Consider the following 15,278-nt stretch of genomic DNA (forward strand, 5'->3'; position numbering starts at 1 on the left):
GTTCAAAGCTCCGCGTACAGGCGTCCGGGGTTGAAGATGCCCCGTGGATCGAGCTGTTGCTTCAGGTTGCGGTGATAACGCATCAGGGCCGGGGACAGCGGCTGGAACGCGGTGTCGGTCAAGCCGTGGCTGAAACAGGTGGCATGGCCGCCGACCTCGTCGACGACCTGGCGGATGAACGCCGCATCGGCATCGGATTTCAACCAGCGCTGGGCGCCCCCCCAGTCGAGCAACTGGCGACCCGGCAGCGTCAGGCATGGCGTGTTGTGCGGCAGTGAAAGACGCCAAAGCGGCTGGTCTTCATCGAAGAAACTCAAGCGCTGCTCGTTGAGATCGTCCCAGTAGCAAGCGTCCAGCCGTTCGCCACCGAGGCGCTCATGGGCCGCCGCCACCGAACCTTCGCCGCCCTCGAGCCGCAGGTGCAGGCGTGTACCGTCGTGGCAGGCGGCACTGATCGGCAACGGCTGTTGGCCCCATTCCGCCAGGCGCAGCAAGGCTTGTTCGGTGTTCATTTCCAGGCTGACACTGAGGCACTGCCGGGGTTTTGGCAGCACTTTGAGCGAGACTTCGGTGATCAGCCCGAGGCAGCCGTAACTGCCGGCCATCAGGCGCGACAGGTCGTAGCCGGCGACGTTTTTCATCACCTCGCCACCGAAGCGCAACAGCTTGCCTTGCCCGGTGATGACCCGCGTGCCGAGTACGAAATCGCGCACCGAGCCGACCCACGGACGCCGTGGCCCGGACAGCCCGCAGGCGATCATGCCGCCGACAGTGGCGTTGTCGCCAAAGGCCGGTGGTTCGCAGGGCAGCATCTGTTGCGCGGCATCCAGCACCTGCACCAGCTGCGCCAACGGTGTGCCGCAACGGGCGGTGACCACCAGTTCTGTCGGGTCGTAGCTGACGATGCCCCGGTGCGAGCGGGTATCGAGAATTTCCCCGGCCGTGGCACGGCCAAGGAAGCCCTTGCTGTTGGATCCCTGAATGCGCAACGGCGTGGCGTTTTCCAGCGCCTGGTTGACCTGATCCAGCAGCGACTGGCTGTCGTCGAATTCTTCAGGGCCGCGCATCAGAAACGCTCCAGCTCCGGGAAGGGCAATTGCCCGCCGTGCACATGCATGGCCCCGAATTCGGCGCAGCGGTGCAGGGTCGGAATGTTCTTGCCGGGGTTGAGCAGGCCGCTCGGGTCGAAGGCGGCCTTGATGGCATGGAACAGGGTCAACTCATCGCTGTTGAACTGTGCGCACATCTGGTTGATCTTCTCGCGGCCCACGCCGTGTTCACCGGTGATGCTGCCACCGACCTTCACGCACAACTCCAGGATCCTGCCGCCCAGGGCCTCGGCCCGATCAAGTTCACCGGGTTGATTGGCGTCGAACAGAATCAACGGATGCATGTTGCCGTCGCCGGCGTGGAACACGTTCGCCACCCGCAGGCCGTATTCGTTCGAGAGCTCGGCGATGGCACGAAGCACGCCGGGCAGTTCGCGACGGGGGATGGTGCCGTCCATGCAGTAATAGTCCGGCGAGAGGCGGCCCACCGCCGGGAAGGCATTCTTGCGCCCGGCCCAGAAACGCACGCGTTCGGCTTCGTCCTTCGCCTGACGCAACTCGATAGCGCCGGCCTGCTGCAGTACCTGGCGCACCCGCTCGCAGTCATCCTGGACATCGGCTTCGACGCCATCGAGCTCGCACAACAGAATGGCCTGGGCGTCCACCGGGTAACCGGCGTGGATGAAGTCCTCGGCGGCGCGGATGGCCAGGTTGTCCATCATTTCCAGGCCACCGGGGATGATGCCGGCGGCGATGATGTCACCGACGGCACGGCCGGCTTTTTCCACGGAGTCGAACGCTGCCAGCAGCACTTTGGCGGTCTGCGGCCTGGGCAGTAGCTTGACCGTGACTTCGGTGATGATCCCGAGCAGGCCTTCGGAGCCGGTGAACAACGCCAGCAGGTCGAAACCGGGAGAATCGAGGGCGTTTGAGCCCAGGCTCAGGTGCTCGCCGTCGACGGTGAGGATGTCGACCTTGAGCACGTTGTGCACGGTCAGGCCGTACTTGAGGCAGTGCACGCCACCGGCATTTTCCGCCACGTTGCCGCCGATGGAGCAGGCGATTTGCGAGGACGGGTCCGGTGCGTAATACAGGCCGAACGGTGCCGCCGCCTGGGAAATCGCCAGATTGCGTACGCCGGGCTGGACCCGCGCAGTACGGGCGGCGGGGTCGATGTGCAGGATGTTGTTGAAACGCGCCATTACCAGCAGCACGCCTTTGTCCAAAGGCAGGGCGCCACCGGACAAACCGGTGCCCGCGCCACGGGCCACGACGGGGACGTGCCGCTCATGACAGACACGCAGCACCCCTTGCACTTCGTCGATGTATCGGGGCAGCACCACCAGCATCGGCGTGGTGCGATAGGCCGAGAGTCCGTCACATTCGTAGGGCTTGAGTTCCTCCTGCTGATGGAGGATTTCCAGATTCGGCAAGCGGGTTTTCAGGGCGTGCAACAGCGCCGGTTTGTCGACGTCGGGCAGGGTGCCGTCAACGCGTTCATCGTAGAGAATGTTCATCGGCGCTCGACACTCGTTTTGTTGTCACATGAGGTCTGTCTTCGCGGTCCACTGTCTTAATCATTGGCCCGTCAGGCCCAGCTGTCCATGGGATCGTTGTCTGCTCGACGGACCACCCGCCATAGGTGTGGGAGCGGGCTTGCTCGCGAAAGCGGTGTATCAGGCGACAGTTGTGTTGAATGTGTCGCCGCCTTCGCGAGCAAGCCCGCTCCCACAGGGATCAGGGTTAAACAGAATTACGGGTGTATTCGATTTAATGTCCGCCCACCACCATATGGCTGAACGGCGCGACATAGGCCTGCAAGGTCACCAGTCCACCCACCAGAATCGCCAGCACGATCGAGTGGAAGAACACGTAGCGCAGGATTTCCCCTTCATGGCCGTACCAGCGGGTGGCAGTGGAGGCGACCACGATCGACTGGGCGTCGACCATCTTGCCCATGACCCCGCCGGAACTGTTGGCGGCGGCCATCAACACCGGGCTGATGCCCAACTGCTCGGAGGTCACCCGCTGCAAGCCGCCGAACAGCACGTTGGACGCCGTGTCCGAACCGGTCAACGCCACGCCGAGCCAGCCGAGCAGGGTGCCGAACATGGGATAGAAGATGCCCGTCGCGGCGAAGGCCAGGCCCATGGTCGCATCCAGGCCGGAGTAGCGCGTGAGGAAGCCCAGGGCAAGCATTGCCGCAATGGTGATCAACGAGTAACGCACCACCCACAAGGTGCGCAGGTACTGGCTGATCAGTTGCGGGATCGAGTACCCCATCAGCAAGCCGCCGACAATCGCCGCCAGCAGAATGCCGCTGCCGGTCGCGGTGAACCAGGTGAACTTGTACACCGCTTCCTCGGGTTTCGGCGCCGCCACCACCGGCGGGACCTTTACCACTTGCAAGTGCAAGGTACTGAACGTCAAGACCGGCGCAAACACCGGGTTCGCCTCGCGCAATGGCTTACCCTGGGGATCGAGTTTGGCGGCGCTGGTTTGCGGGTCGATCGCAGGGCGGGTGTCGAAGGTGTTCTTGAAGCCCTGGGTGCCCCAGATGAACACGAAGATCGTGAGGATGATCCACGGCATCCACGCCCGCATCACAGCCGGTTTTGCCTCATTGGCGAAGGTTGCAGTCGGTACAGGCTTTTCGTCGTGTTCGGCGTCGATCTTCGAGTTGTCGACCCGGCCGGACAGGGCGGCGGACGTATGTACCGTGGCTGGTTTCCATACCCTGAGGAACCCGGCCAGGCAGGCCATGGAAATCAGCGCGGCGATCACGTCCACCAGCATCGGCCCGTGATAGTTGGACACCAGGAACTGCGGCACGGCGAAACTGACCCCGGCCACCAGGATCGCCGGCCAGATTTCCAGCATCTTGCGCCAGCCGGCGAAGGCCCAGATCAGCCAGAACGGCACCAGCACCGAGAAGAACGGCAACTGCCGGCCGACCATCATCGACAGCTCCATTTCATCCAGCCCGGTGACCTTGGCCAGGGTGATGATCGGCGTGCCGAGGGCGCCGAATGCCACGGGGGCGGTGTTGGCGATCAGCGCCAGCCCTGAAGCGGCGAGCGGCGAAAACCCCAGCCCGATCAGAATCGCGCCCGTCACCGCCACCGGCGTACCGAAACCGGCCGCCCCTTCGAAAAACGCACCGAAGCAGAAGGCGATCAGCAGCAATTGCAGGCGTCGGTCATCGGTGATGCGCGCCAGGGAATCTTGCAGCACCTTGAACGAGCCGTTTTCGGTGGTCAGGCGGTGCAGGAAGATGATGTTCAACACAATCCAGCCAATGGGCAGCAAACCATTGGCTGCACCGAACAGCGCCGCGGTCCCGGCCATGTTCGCCGGCATGCCGAAGGCGAAGATCGCGATCAGCAGGGCCGAGGCCAGGGCGAGCAACGCCGCCAGGTGCGCCTTGACATGGAAGAACGCGAGGGACGCCAGCATCACCACCACCGGTACGGCGGCCATGATGGTGGAAAGCACCGGGTTGCCGAACGGATCGTAGACTTGCTGCCAGACCATGTTCCACCTCTGCTTTTCGTTGTTGAACGTGCAGATCCCTTGGGGGGGAGGTGTAATTGAGTATAGGTGGCATTACGCCGCTGTCAGGGCAGGCCTCCGGTCCAGCGGGTCTACGTATTTGCGGGGGCTGAGCTAGCATTGCCGGTAGGCTCGCAATCAACGGGCGGGAGGAAAGCAGCAATGACTGAGCGCCATGAGTTCCACAAGGAAACGCTGTCGAACGGATGCCGGATTGAAGTCAAGGCCGAGATATTGAAGGACGGTTCGTTGGGCATGTTCATTGGTGTCTATCGGCCGGACGGCACCGTCATCAATGAAAACCACGACCCACGGCCGCACATGCTGGACATGGAGGCGGCGATGGATTGGGGGATCGATATTGCCAAGGGGATCGGCAATAGCCAGCGATCGTTGTGAGCGCTATCTGTTCAAGCCCGGGCGACCGGCGGTCGCTGTCAGAACCCGAACGAACGGGCCGAGCCTTTTGCCAGCTCGACATCCAGCAGATGCTCGACCAGCACGTCATTCAAAAAACGGAACTGATCATTGAGTCCGACCACTTCGTTGCTGAAGTGATGATCGGCTGCCGGGATCAGCAACGCTTCGAAATTTTTGTCGAACATCAGAGTCAACTCTTTACGTGACTCGAATTCCTGCGCGTAGAAATTGTTGCCGAACACCGGGAAACGCACGGCGAGGGTGACGGTGTGAATCATGATGTTTGCTCCTCGCTCAAGACGTACCAGGAAAACACACCCAATGTGAACGCCGTCAGGGCCAGGCAGGTCAACAAATGGATCAGCATGATGTTCCCCTCCGATTCGGGGTTTCGTGTTGGCTTGGAATCGATCCTACGCTGACGGCCATCAAGCGGAAGGCAATCGCGGCGATGGTGATTATCGACGCAAGTGATGGTGGTTTTTGCGCTGTTGGTGCGGGCCCAAGGCGGCCTCAAGGGCGCCGCCACCTATACTTAAACCGAGGGTTACGCGTGTCGGGCATTTCGCCCGGTGCACTCTCCAGGAAGCCGCCATCTTGAACCTGCGTTCGCTGATCATTGCCGTGCTGGTGGTGTTGGCGGGGTGTGCCACGCCTGTGCGCGCGCCGGTGGTGCAAGTGGCACCGGTCAACGTGCCCGCCAGCACCTGGCAACAGGTGGACCGGGAGATCGTCGCCGCGTCGCAGTCGGCCACCGAACAGACCAGAATCTACGCCCGCGGCGCCATGGAGTATTGGCGTACACGGGTCTATGAGTTGACCGAACAGAATTTCATTCCCTGGTTCAGCAATTACTGGACCCAGGAATGGCTGTCGATGAAGGTCAGCTGGTACACCATCAGCGCCAAGGGCGAGCAGGACACGGCGGAAAAACAACTGGCGGCGTACCTGCTCGAAGCCTATCAGGAAAAGGTCCTGGCCCCGGCGGCAGTGGAAGTCGATCCCGATGCGATTCTCGGCCTGGCAGCGGCGTTCTACGTCGACATCCTCAAGGAAGAACTGCAGAAAATCTCCACTCGCCACGGCGTGCCGGTTGCCCAGCTCAACGGACGCATCCAGAAAATCCCGGCCATCGCCCTCGGCCCCCCACCGGCGCGAGACGCCTCGTTGTACCAGATCGTGCACACCGAACCGCTGAACACCTTGCCGGCCTTCGTCGCGCTGGTCGATAAAATCCACAGGGCCGGTGGCAACAAGGGTGTGGGCTCGACCGACACCGCGATGGCGCCGGTGGCCAGGCGCGCCAGCCGGCGGATGGAAGCCGAGATGGCCCCGCGCGGGGCCGCCAGCGCCGTGGCTGCGGCAGCCGGGAAACTGGCCGGTGGCTTGATCACGTTAGGGGTCGCGGGCGTTCGTGCACTCATCCAGGCCAATGACCGGCCCGACAGTGAAGCTCTGATCCGCAGCAGCCTGGGCAACACCTTCGACAAGGCCTGGATGAAACTGGTGCAGGACCCGACCACCGGTGTCATGGCCGGTACACTTTATATGGCAGGGCAGATCGAAGGCAGCCTGGCAGACCGTACTTCGCCGCCGGTCGGTTTGAGCGCCGGCACTGTCGATCTGACGCCGGCGCAAACGACTACCCAGCAGAACACCCCATGACCCCAGGAGAAACGCTCATGTCTTATGTCGATGGTTTTATCGCTGCCGTACCCACTGCCAACCGTGAGCAATACATCAAGCACGCCGAAATCGCCGCCTCGGTCTTCAAGGAAAACGGTGCCTTGAGCGTGGTCGAATGCTGGGGCGAAGACGTGCCGCAGGGCAAGGTCACTTCGTTCCCGATGGCGGTGAAACTCAAGGAGGGCGAAACCGTGGCTTTTGGCTGGATCATCTGGCCGGACAAGGCCACCCGCAATGCCGGGATGGACAGGATGATGCAGGACCCGCGCATGCAGCCGAATGTCAATCCGATGCCGTTTGACGGTCAGCGAATGGTGTTCGGCGGGTTTGAAATGCTCCTCAAAGCCTGACGCCGGCCGTGGGATCACTCCGGCGTCGGGGTGATCCTGCAACTCTTGCGATGCCGGATTTCCTCGTCCGTCGGCCGCTCGCGGATGAATTCGAAGCGCGGCTCACCTTCGTTGTAATGCACCAGCCAGCCCCATTCCAGCTTGAGTTCATCCTGACCTGGCTCGGGCGGTCTGGCCCACCAAGGCTCTTTGCTGATGATCTGTCGCATGGCCCCCTCCGCATTTCCGGAATGCTAGAACTATAACGCGCCTGCCGCACGGCGCCAGAAATGCGCTGGCCGGTACGCGCGGGTTGAGTACACTCAGGCAGTCTTCCCAAGAGGTGCCCGGCATGAACGAAGAGTCCCGCGAGCCGTTCAAGCGTCTGTTCTTTGCACTCGATTGCGCTCCGGCCCAGCGCCGGGAAATCGCCCAGTGGCGCAGTGCGCTGCAACTGCGTAACGGCCGGCCGGTGCCGGTGGAAAACTTTCACCTGACGCTGAAGTTTTTGGGGGCGGTGGGCGTGGCGCAGATTGCTGGCATCTGCGATGCAGTGGCGTCCATCCGCACACCGGGCGAGCGCTTGACGGTGGTGTTGAATCGGCTGGACGTGTGGCTCAGGGCGGGGGCGCTGATACTCGCGCCGGAGCAGACGCCCCCGGCATTGCTGCGATTGGTGTATGCCCTGGAACAGGCGATGTTGCCGTTTGGTCTGGAGGAAGCCCCCAGGGAATACCGCCCGCACCTGACCCTGGCACGGCAGTATCGGGCGCCGGTGCCGGAGTCCGCGACCGCGCCGCAATTCTTCCTGCGAGCCGACCGCTTCACCCTGTTCGAATCCCACAAGGGCCGCTATCGGGCACTGGCCCAATGGCCCTTGATTGATCCCCCATAAAAAAAGGCGCCCGAGGGCGCCAAATTCACCTGAACCGAGGGAGCCAGGTGAGGCCGTTCTACTTGCAGGAGAGGCAGCGGTGGTAAGGCGCTGCGTGAACGGAAAGTGTTGAACCACCACCGATCCAGTGTGGGAGCGGGCTTGCTCGCGAAAGCGGTGTGTCAGCCACCATTGATGTTGAAGGTGATGGCCTCTTCGCGAGCAAGCCCGCTCCCACAAGGATCGGTGGTGTTCTGGATTACTGGCCCAACTTCACCTTGGTCCAGCCACGGGTCATGATCCGCTGGATGGCAATCGGCTGGTCCGGCACGGCATAGAGCGTGGCCATCACCGCTTCCGGCGGGTAGGAGCCCGGATCGTTGCGGATCGCTTCATCGACCAACGGCGTGGCCGCCGCGTTGGCGTTGCTGTAGCCGATGCTGTTGGTGACGTCGGCGATCACGTCGGGACGCATCAGGAAGTTCATGAACAGGTAAGCGTTCTCGACGTTGGCCGCATCGCGCGGGATGGCGAGCATGTCGTAGAAACTGGCGGCGCCTTCTTTCGGGATGCTGTAGTCGATCTTCACCTTGTCCCCGGCTTCCTGAGCGCGGGCCTTGGCCTGCAGCACGTCGCCGGAGTAACCCACGGCCACGCAGATGTTGCCGTTGGCCAGGTCCGAGATGTATTTCGACGAATGGAAGTACGCCACGTTCGGGCGAATCTTCATGAACAGCGCCTCGGCTTCGGCGATGTGCTGTTTGTCCTGATCGTTCACCGGGTAGCCCAGGTAGTGCAGGGCGGTCGGGATCATTTCTGTGGGCGAGTCGAGGAAGCTGATGCCGCAGGCCTTGAGCTTCTCGGCGTTTTCCGGCTTGAACAGCAGGTCCCAGGAGTTGGTCGGGGCATTGGTGCCCAGCACTTCCCTGACCTTCTGCGGGTTGAAACCGATACCGATCGAGCCCCACATGTACGGGATGGCATGAGCGTTTTCGGGATCGCTCGCGGAGGCGTTCTTCAGCAGTACCGGGTTGAGGTTCTTCCAGTTCGGCAGCTTCGATTTGTCCAGCGTCTGGTAGACGCCGGCCTTGATCTGCTTGGCCAGGAAACTGTTGGACGGCACGACGATGTCGTAGCCGGATTTGCCCGCCAGCAGGCGTGCTTCAAGGGTTTCGTTACTGTCGAACACATCGTAGGTCACCTGGATGCCGGTCTCGTCTTCGAACTTCTTGACGGTGTCCGGGCCAATGTAATCCGACCAGTTGTAGACGCGCAGAACCTTGTCATTGGCCTGGGCGCCAGTGGCGATTGCGCCCAATAAGGACAGTGTCAGCAGAGTCCTGCCAAACATTTTCATCGGTACAACTCCATTTCTTTTCTTGTTCAAATCATGCAGCAAATAAGCTTTCACGCTCCCTTGCAGGAGCGAGCTCGCTCGCGAAAAACTCAAGGACGCCGCGTTCAATCAGACAGCCCGCGTTATCGTTGAAGTCCATCGCGAGCGAGCTCGCTCCTACAGGAGGCGACACTAGGCCGTTGCTTCTGCCATTTGCTTTTTCGGTTGTTGCCAGGATTCGCTGGCGGTCTGGTCCATGGCTTCCTGGATCGCGCGTTTGCGGCTTTCTTCGGCACGGCGGCTGAAGAACCAGACCATGAAGGTCACGATCGACACCGCCAGCAGGATCAGGCTGGCCACGGCGTTGATCTCGGGTTTAACCCCCAGGCGCACCGCGGAGAACACTTCCATCGGCAGGGTCGTGGAACCCGGGCCGGATACGAAGCTCGCCAGCACCAGGTCATCCAGCGACAGGGCGAACGACATCATGCCGCCCGCCGCCAGCGATGGCGCGATCATCGGGATGGTGATCAGGAAAAACACCTTGAACGGCTTCGCGCCCAGGTCCATGGCCGCTTCTTCGATGGACAGGTCCAGCTCGCGAAGGCGGGCGGAGACTACCACCGCCACGTAGGCAGCACAAAATGTGGTGTGGGCGATCCAGATGGTGACGATGCCACGCTCCTGCGGCCAGCCGATCAACTGCGCCATGGCCACAAACAGCAGCAACAGCGACAGGCCGGTGATCACTTCAGGCATTACCAGCGGCGCGGTGACCAGGCCACCGAACAGGGTACGACCCTTGAAGCGTGTCACGCGGGTCAACACGAACGCGGCTAACGTCCCCAGTGCGACTGCTGCCACCGCCGTGTAGCAGGCGATTTCCAGCGAGCGCACCACCGAACCCATCAGTTGCGAGTTGTCGAGCAGGCCGGCGTACCACTTGATCGACCAGCCACCCCACACTGTCACCAGCTTCGAGGCGTTGAACGAGTAGATCACCAGGATCAGCATCGGCAGGTAGATGAACGACAGGCCGAAAATCAGCATGAACTTTGAAAATCCGAAGCGTTTCATCCCCGTGCCTCCATCTCTTTGGCCTGGCTGCGGTTGAACAGCAGAATCGGCACAATCAGGATCAACAGCATCACCACCGCCAGGGCAGACGCCACCGGCCAGTCGCGGTTGTTGAAGAACTCTTGCCACAACACACGGCCGATCATCAGGGTTTCCGGACCGCCGAGCAGTTCCGGAATCACGAACTCGCCGACCACCGGAATGAACACCAGCATGCAGCCGGCGATGATGCCGTTCTTGGCCAACGGCACGGTGATTTTCCAGAAGCTGTTGAAGTTGCTCGAACCCAGGTCCGATGCGGCTTCCAGCAGGCTCTGGTCGTGCTTGACCAGGTTGGCGTACAGCGGCAGCACCATGAACGGCAGGTACGCATATACGACGCCGATGTACACGGCGGTGTTGGTGTTGAGGATCTCGATCGGGTGCGACGTCAGGCCGGTCCACATCAGGAACGCGTTGAGCAGGCCGTTGTTGCTGAGGATGCCCATCCAGGCATAGACGCGGATCAGGATCGCGGTCCAGGTCGGCATCATGATCAGCAGCATCAGCACGTTCTGCGCTTCCTTGCTGGCCTTGGTGATGGCGTAGGCCATCGGGAAACCGATCACCAGGCACATCACAGTGCTGAAAAACGCTACCTTCAACGAACCCAGGTAGGCGGACAGGTACAGCTCATCCTGGCCCAGCAGGGAGTAGTTGCCGATGTTGAGCATCAGCTGGAATTTCTGTTCGGCGTAGGTGTAGATCTCCGAGTAGGGCGGAATGGCCAGGGCCGCTTCCGAGAAGCTGATCTTCATCACCAGGAAGAACGGCAACATGAAGAACAGGAACAGCCAGATGAATGGAATCCCGATGACGAACTTGCGCCCGCTGGGGACCAACCTCAGAAATTGCTGATTGAAGGTTTTCATGCGCGCAGTACCACGCCGCTGTCGTCTTCCCACCACACGTAGACCTGATCGTCCCAGGTCGGACGCGCGCCCCGGCGTTCGGCGTTGGCCATGAACGACTGGACGATCTTGCCGCCAGGCAGCTCGACGTAGAACACCGAGTGGCCGCCGAGGTAGGCGATGTCATGCACCTTGCCGCTGGACCAGTTGTAGCGGTTCTCGGGCTTGAGGGTGCTGACCAGCAGTTTTTCCGGGCGGATCGCGTAGGTGATCGACTTGTCCTGCACCGAGGTGCTGACGCCGTGGCCGACGTAGATCTTCTGCTCCAGGTCCGGGCTGTGGATGATCGCGTGACCTTCCAGGTCTTCAACCACGGTGCCTTCGAAGGCGTTCACGTTGCCGATGAATTCGCAGACCATGCGGCTGACCGGGGCTTCATAGATGTCGACCGGGCTGCCGATCTGGGCGATCCAGCCCAGGTGCATGATCGCGATGCGCTGGGCCATGGTCATGGCCTCTTCCTGGTCGTGGGTCACCATCACGCAGGTCACGCCGACGCGCTCGATGATTTCCACCAGCTCCAGTTGCATTTGCGAGCGCAGCTTCTTGTCCAGGGCACCCATCGGTTCGTCGAGCAGCAGCAGTTTCGGACGCTTGGCCAGGGAACGGGCCAGGGCCACGCGCTGACGCTGGCCGCCGGACAGTTGGTGCGGCTTGCGCTTGGCGTACTGGGTCATGTGCACCAGGCGCAGCATTTCCTGCACGCGGGCTTCGATTTCGTCCGCTGGCAAACGGTCCTGCTTGAGGCCGAAGGCGATGTTCTGCGCCACCGTCATGTGCGGGAACAGCGCGTAGGACTGGAACATCATGTTGATCGGTCGTTCGTACGGCGGCATGTCGGTGATGTCGACGCCGTCGAGCAGAATCCGGCCTTCGGTCGGGCGCTCGAAACCGGCGAGCATGCGCAACAGGGTCGATTTGCCGGAGCCGGAACCGCCGAGCAGGGCGAAGATTTCACCCTGGTGGATTTCCAGGGACACATCGTCCACCGCGGTGGTTTCGTCGAATTTCTTGGTGACGCGATCGACTTTCACCAACACCTTCTTCGGTGCCTGGTGACCTTCAATTGCCTTCCTGTAGATGCTGGAGGCGTTTGCCATGTGAAACTCCCAACAGGTTTCAGTCGCCAGGCCAACACGGCCCGGCTTAATAGTGGATTGCAAACCCGGTGGCGGGTGTGGCACGCAACCTGTGGGAGCGGGCTTGCTCGCGAAAGCGGTGTATCAGAAACAATGGTGTCGACTGACACTCCGCCTTCGCGAGCAAGCCCGCTCCCACATGGAACGTGCTTGCCTGACCCATACCACTCGGGTTTATTCGGCGCCGCCATCCTGGCTGCCTTTCGTACTTGTTGTTATTGCAGTGTGTTGTTGTCGCAGGTCACGGACGCGCAAAGGCACGCCCGCCTGACCCGCGGGGGCAGAAAATCGGTTGTCAGTGTTTTTTCGTCAGCCCGAGTGACGCAGCGCCGCCCGTTGCCGGCAGGCTTCGCCGAACGCCTGGAAAATACTCAAATAAGGAGGGTTGTTCAGGACCTGCCATTCCGGGTGCCATTGCACGCCGAGGGCGAAGGCCTTGCTGTTCTCCACCGACACCGCCTCGATCAGGCCATCGGGAGCGACGGCTTCGGCGCGCAGGCCGGGCGCCAGGCGGTCGATGCCCTGGCTGTGAATCGAGTTGACCTGGAACACCGCCGGCAGGTCCAGCGCTTCGAACACGCCGCCGGGCTGCACATTCACCGCATGGGCCGGCGCGTATTGCACGGCCAGGTCCGGGTGATTGGCTTCGCGGTGATCAAGGAAGCCTGGGAGTTCATGGACTTTCTGATGCAGGCTGCCACCGAGCGCCACGTTCATTTCCTGGAAACCCCGGCAGATGCCGAGGACCGGAACGCCGGCAGCGATGGCTGCGCGGATCAGTGGCAGGGTGGTGCGGTCCCGTTGCGGATCATGCTCCGTACCGGGGGCGCTGTCGGGGCCTTGATAGTGGAAGGGTTCCACATTCGATGGCGAGCCGGTCAGCAACAGACCGTCGAGCTGCGGCAGCAGGTCATCGATTTCGGTCAGGTCGCCTAAGGAAGGAATAACGACAGGCAGCCCCAGCGCCGCAACGCTGACAGCACGCAAGTACTTGTCGCCGCTGATGTGGTAGGGGTGCAGGCCAATCTGTTTGACGCACGCAGTAACGCCGATCAATGGCTTGAATGCCATTTTTATCACCTCGAAGTTTCACACTTGAACGAGCTTTTCCGGAGCTTAGCCTTGTTGATTTTAATTAACAACTCTCATGTAAAAAATTCTAAACGCCGCACGTCCGATCTTCAGGGTTTACGCGTGTTTGAGGGCTTATCTGGCACTCTCGTCCTTCTGAGAGGCCCGAAAATAAACGTTGAAAGGCTGAGTGTTCGCTATTGACTTCACTTTGCCTTTCGGATTGACTGGGCTCGTGAAAGGGCGGTGAACATAATAATTAACAGTAAAAAATAGGTGCATCATGTCGGTCCCTCTGCGTGCCGTTCAACTCAACGAAGCAAACGCATTCCTTAAGAAACATCCTGAGGTTTTGTACGTCGACCTTCTGATTGCGGATATGAACGGTGTGGTGCGCGGCAAGCGCATCGAGCGCACCAGTCTTCATAAGGTTTACGAGAAAGGCATCAACCTGCCGGCGTCTCTGTTTGCTCTGGACATCAATGGTTCCACGGTGGAAAGCACCGGCCTGGGTCTGGACATCGGCGACTCCGACCGGATCTGCTACCCAATCCCGGGCACCCTGAGCATCGAACCCTGGCAGAAGCGCCCGACTGCGCAACTGCTGATGACCATGCACGAACTCGAAGGCGAGCCATTCTTCGCCGACCCGCGGGAAGTGCTGGCCAATATCGTGCGCAAGTTCGACGACATGGGCCTGACCATCTGCGCCGCGTTCGAACTGGAGTTCTACCTGATCGACCAGGACAACGTGAACGGTCGTCCGCAATCGCCACGTTCGCCGGTATCGGGCAAGCGTCCGATGTCGACCCAGGTGTACCTGATCGACGACCTCGACGAATACGTCGACTGCCTGCAAGACATCCTCGAAGGCGCCAAAGAGCAGGGCATCCCGGCTGACGCCATCGTCAAGGAAAGCGCCCCGGCGCAGTTCGAAGTCAACCTGCACCACGTGGCTGACCCGATCAAGGCGTGCGACTACGCGGTGCTGCTCAAGCGTCTGGTGAAGAACATCGCCTACGACCACGAGATGGACACCACCTTCATGGCCAAGCCGTATCCGGGCCAGGCAGGTAACGGTCTGCACGTGCACATTTCGATTCTCGACAAAGAAGGCAACAACATCTTTGCCAGCGAGGATCCCGAGCAGAACGCCGCGCTGCGTCACGCGATCGGCGGTGTGCTCGAGACCCTGCCGGCGCAGATGGCGTTCCTCTGCCCGAACGTCAACTCGTACCGTCGTTTCGGCGCGCAGTTCTATGTGCCGAACTCGCCGAGCTGGGGCATCGACAACCGCACCGTGGCTGTTCGTGTACCGACCGGTTCGCCGGACGCCGTGCGCATCGAACACCGCGTGGCGGGTGCCGACGCCAACCCGTACCTGCTGATGGCTTCGGTATTGGCCGGCGTGCACCACGGCCTGACCAACCAGATCGAACCTGGCGCCCCGGTGGAAGGCAACAGCTACGAGCAGAACGAGCAGAGCCTGCCGAACAACCTGCGCGATGCCCTGCGCGAACTGGACGACAGCGAAGTCATGGCGCGCTACATCGACCCGATGTACATCGACGTGTTCGTGGCGTGCAAGGAAAGCGAGCTGGCCGAGTTCGAGAACTCCATCTCCGACCTTGAGTACAACTGGTACCTGCATACCGTTTAAGACGGATCACACCGATCAACTGTGGGAGCGGCGGTGCGGCGTTCCGACTTGCTCGCGAAGACGGCGGCACAGTCAACACTGATGTCGCTTGATACACCGCCTTCGCGAGCAAGCCCGCTCCCACAGGGGACCGTA

Annotated in this window: 15 protein-coding genes; 5 read left to right on the forward strand and 10 right to left on the reverse strand. The window is 61.3% G+C overall.

What is annotated here, in order from left to right; translation table 11 throughout:
- Positions 1-2 precede the first annotated feature (2 nt).
- The 3 genes from glcE to ACLD1X_RS27470 all read right to left on the reverse strand — a co-directional run bounded on the left by glcE (position 3) and on the right by ACLD1X_RS27470 (position 4,583).
- Positions 3-1,067, reverse strand: coding sequence for a glycolate oxidase subunit GlcE (glcE, locus tag ACLD1X_RS27460; protein WP_429373179.1), 1,065 nt, complete (start codon positions 1,065-1,067; stop codon positions 3-5).
- Positions 1,067-2,566: a glycolate oxidase subunit GlcD gene (gene glcD / locus ACLD1X_RS27465; RefSeq protein ID WP_429373181.1), complete on the reverse strand. Its 1,500-nt coding sequence runs from the start codon at positions 2,564-2,566 to the stop codon at positions 1,067-1,069. Before glcD ends, glcE begins: the two co-directional genes overlap by 1 nt.
- Positions 2,567-2,819: 253 nt before the next feature.
- Positions 2,820-4,583, reverse strand: a complete 1,764-nt coding sequence (locus ACLD1X_RS27470) for an L-lactate permease (RefSeq protein ID WP_429373183.1) — start codon at positions 4,581-4,583, stop codon at positions 2,820-2,822.
- Between the two features lie 180 nt (positions 4,584-4,763).
- Here ACLD1X_RS27470 and ACLD1X_RS27475 point away from each other — a divergent pair, with 180 nt between their 5' ends.
- A complete protein-coding gene (locus tag ACLD1X_RS27475; protein ID WP_429373185.1) occupies positions 4,764-5,000 on the forward strand; it encodes a hypothetical protein in 237 nt (78 codons plus the stop codon).
- Between the two features lie 38 nt (positions 5,001-5,038).
- On the opposite strand, the gene ACLD1X_RS27480 is transcribed toward ACLD1X_RS27475, so the two are convergent.
- Positions 5,039-5,299 carry a hypothetical protein gene (locus tag ACLD1X_RS27480; protein WP_413428656.1) on the reverse strand — a complete coding sequence of 87 codons (261 nt, stop codon included), beginning with the start codon at positions 5,297-5,299 and terminating at the stop codon, positions 5,039-5,041.
- A gap of 319 nt (positions 5,300-5,618) precedes the next feature.
- Here ACLD1X_RS27480 and ACLD1X_RS27485 point away from each other — a divergent pair, with 319 nt between their 5' ends.
- Both ACLD1X_RS27485 and ACLD1X_RS27490 read left to right on the forward strand, forming a co-directional pair.
- Positions 5,619-6,686, forward strand: coding sequence for a hypothetical protein (locus tag ACLD1X_RS27485; protein ID WP_429373187.1), 1,068 nt, complete (start codon positions 5,619-5,621; stop codon positions 6,684-6,686).
- A gap of 17 nt (positions 6,687-6,703) precedes the next feature.
- The gene (locus ACLD1X_RS27490) at positions 6,704-7,057 is read left to right on the forward strand and encodes a DUF1428 domain-containing protein (RefSeq protein ID WP_429373189.1); all 354 of its coding nucleotides are present in this window, start codon (positions 6,704-6,706) and stop codon (positions 7,055-7,057) included.
- A gap of 14 nt (positions 7,058-7,071) precedes the next feature.
- On the opposite strand, the gene ACLD1X_RS27495 is transcribed toward ACLD1X_RS27490, so the two are convergent.
- The gene (locus ACLD1X_RS27495) at positions 7,072-7,266 is read right to left on the reverse strand and encodes a hypothetical protein (protein ID WP_429373191.1); all 195 of its coding nucleotides are present in this window, start codon (positions 7,264-7,266) and stop codon (positions 7,072-7,074) included.
- Positions 7,267-7,388: 122 nt separating this feature from the next.
- Here ACLD1X_RS27495 and thpR point away from each other — a divergent pair, with 122 nt between their 5' ends.
- Positions 7,389-7,931 (forward strand): RNA 2',3'-cyclic phosphodiesterase, encoded by a 543-nt coding sequence (gene thpR, locus ACLD1X_RS27500; RefSeq protein WP_429373193.1) that lies wholly within the window; start codon positions 7,389-7,391, stop codon positions 7,929-7,931.
- A gap of 238 nt (positions 7,932-8,169) precedes the next feature.
- Here the strand turns inward: thpR and ACLD1X_RS27505 are convergent, their stop codons facing one another.
- The 5 genes from ACLD1X_RS27505 to ACLD1X_RS27525 form a co-directional block, all read right to left on the reverse strand.
- Positions 8,170-9,267 (reverse strand): polyamine ABC transporter substrate-binding protein, encoded by a 1,098-nt coding sequence (locus tag ACLD1X_RS27505; protein ID WP_429373195.1) that lies wholly within the window; start codon positions 9,265-9,267, stop codon positions 8,170-8,172.
- A 171-nt stretch (positions 9,268-9,438) separates the two neighbouring features.
- Complete coding sequence (locus ACLD1X_RS27510) at positions 9,439-10,323, reverse strand: ABC transporter permease subunit (RefSeq protein ID WP_429373197.1); 885 nt, start codon at positions 10,321-10,323, stop codon at positions 9,439-9,441.
- Entirely contained in the window at positions 10,320-11,234 is a 915-nt protein-coding gene (locus ACLD1X_RS27515) for an ABC transporter permease subunit (RefSeq protein WP_429373199.1), read from the reverse strand. Before ACLD1X_RS27515 ends, ACLD1X_RS27510 begins: the two co-directional genes overlap by 4 nt.
- Positions 11,231-12,373 carry a polyamine ABC transporter ATP-binding protein gene (gene potA / locus ACLD1X_RS27520; protein WP_429373201.1) on the reverse strand — a complete coding sequence of 381 codons (1,143 nt, stop codon included), beginning with the start codon at positions 12,371-12,373 and terminating at the stop codon, positions 11,231-11,233. Before potA ends, ACLD1X_RS27515 begins: the two co-directional genes overlap by 4 nt.
- A gap of 348 nt (positions 12,374-12,721) precedes the next feature.
- On the reverse strand, positions 12,722-13,483 hold the full coding sequence (locus ACLD1X_RS27525; protein ID WP_429373203.1) for a gamma-glutamyl-gamma-aminobutyrate hydrolase family protein: 762 nt from the start codon (positions 13,481-13,483) through the stop codon (positions 12,722-12,724).
- A gap of 283 nt (positions 13,484-13,766) precedes the next feature.
- On the opposite strand from ACLD1X_RS27525, the gene ACLD1X_RS27530 reads away from it, so the two are divergent.
- Positions 13,767-15,143, forward strand: a complete 1,377-nt coding sequence (locus tag ACLD1X_RS27530) for a glutamine synthetase family protein (RefSeq protein WP_429373205.1) — start codon at positions 13,767-13,769, stop codon at positions 15,141-15,143.
- Positions 15,144-15,278 lie beyond the last annotated feature (135 nt).

Origin of the sequence: Pseudomonas sp. 18173 (assembly GCF_050432945.1) — a bacterium.
Taxonomy (GTDB): Bacteria; Pseudomonadota; Gammaproteobacteria; order Pseudomonadales; family Pseudomonadaceae; genus Aquipseudomonas.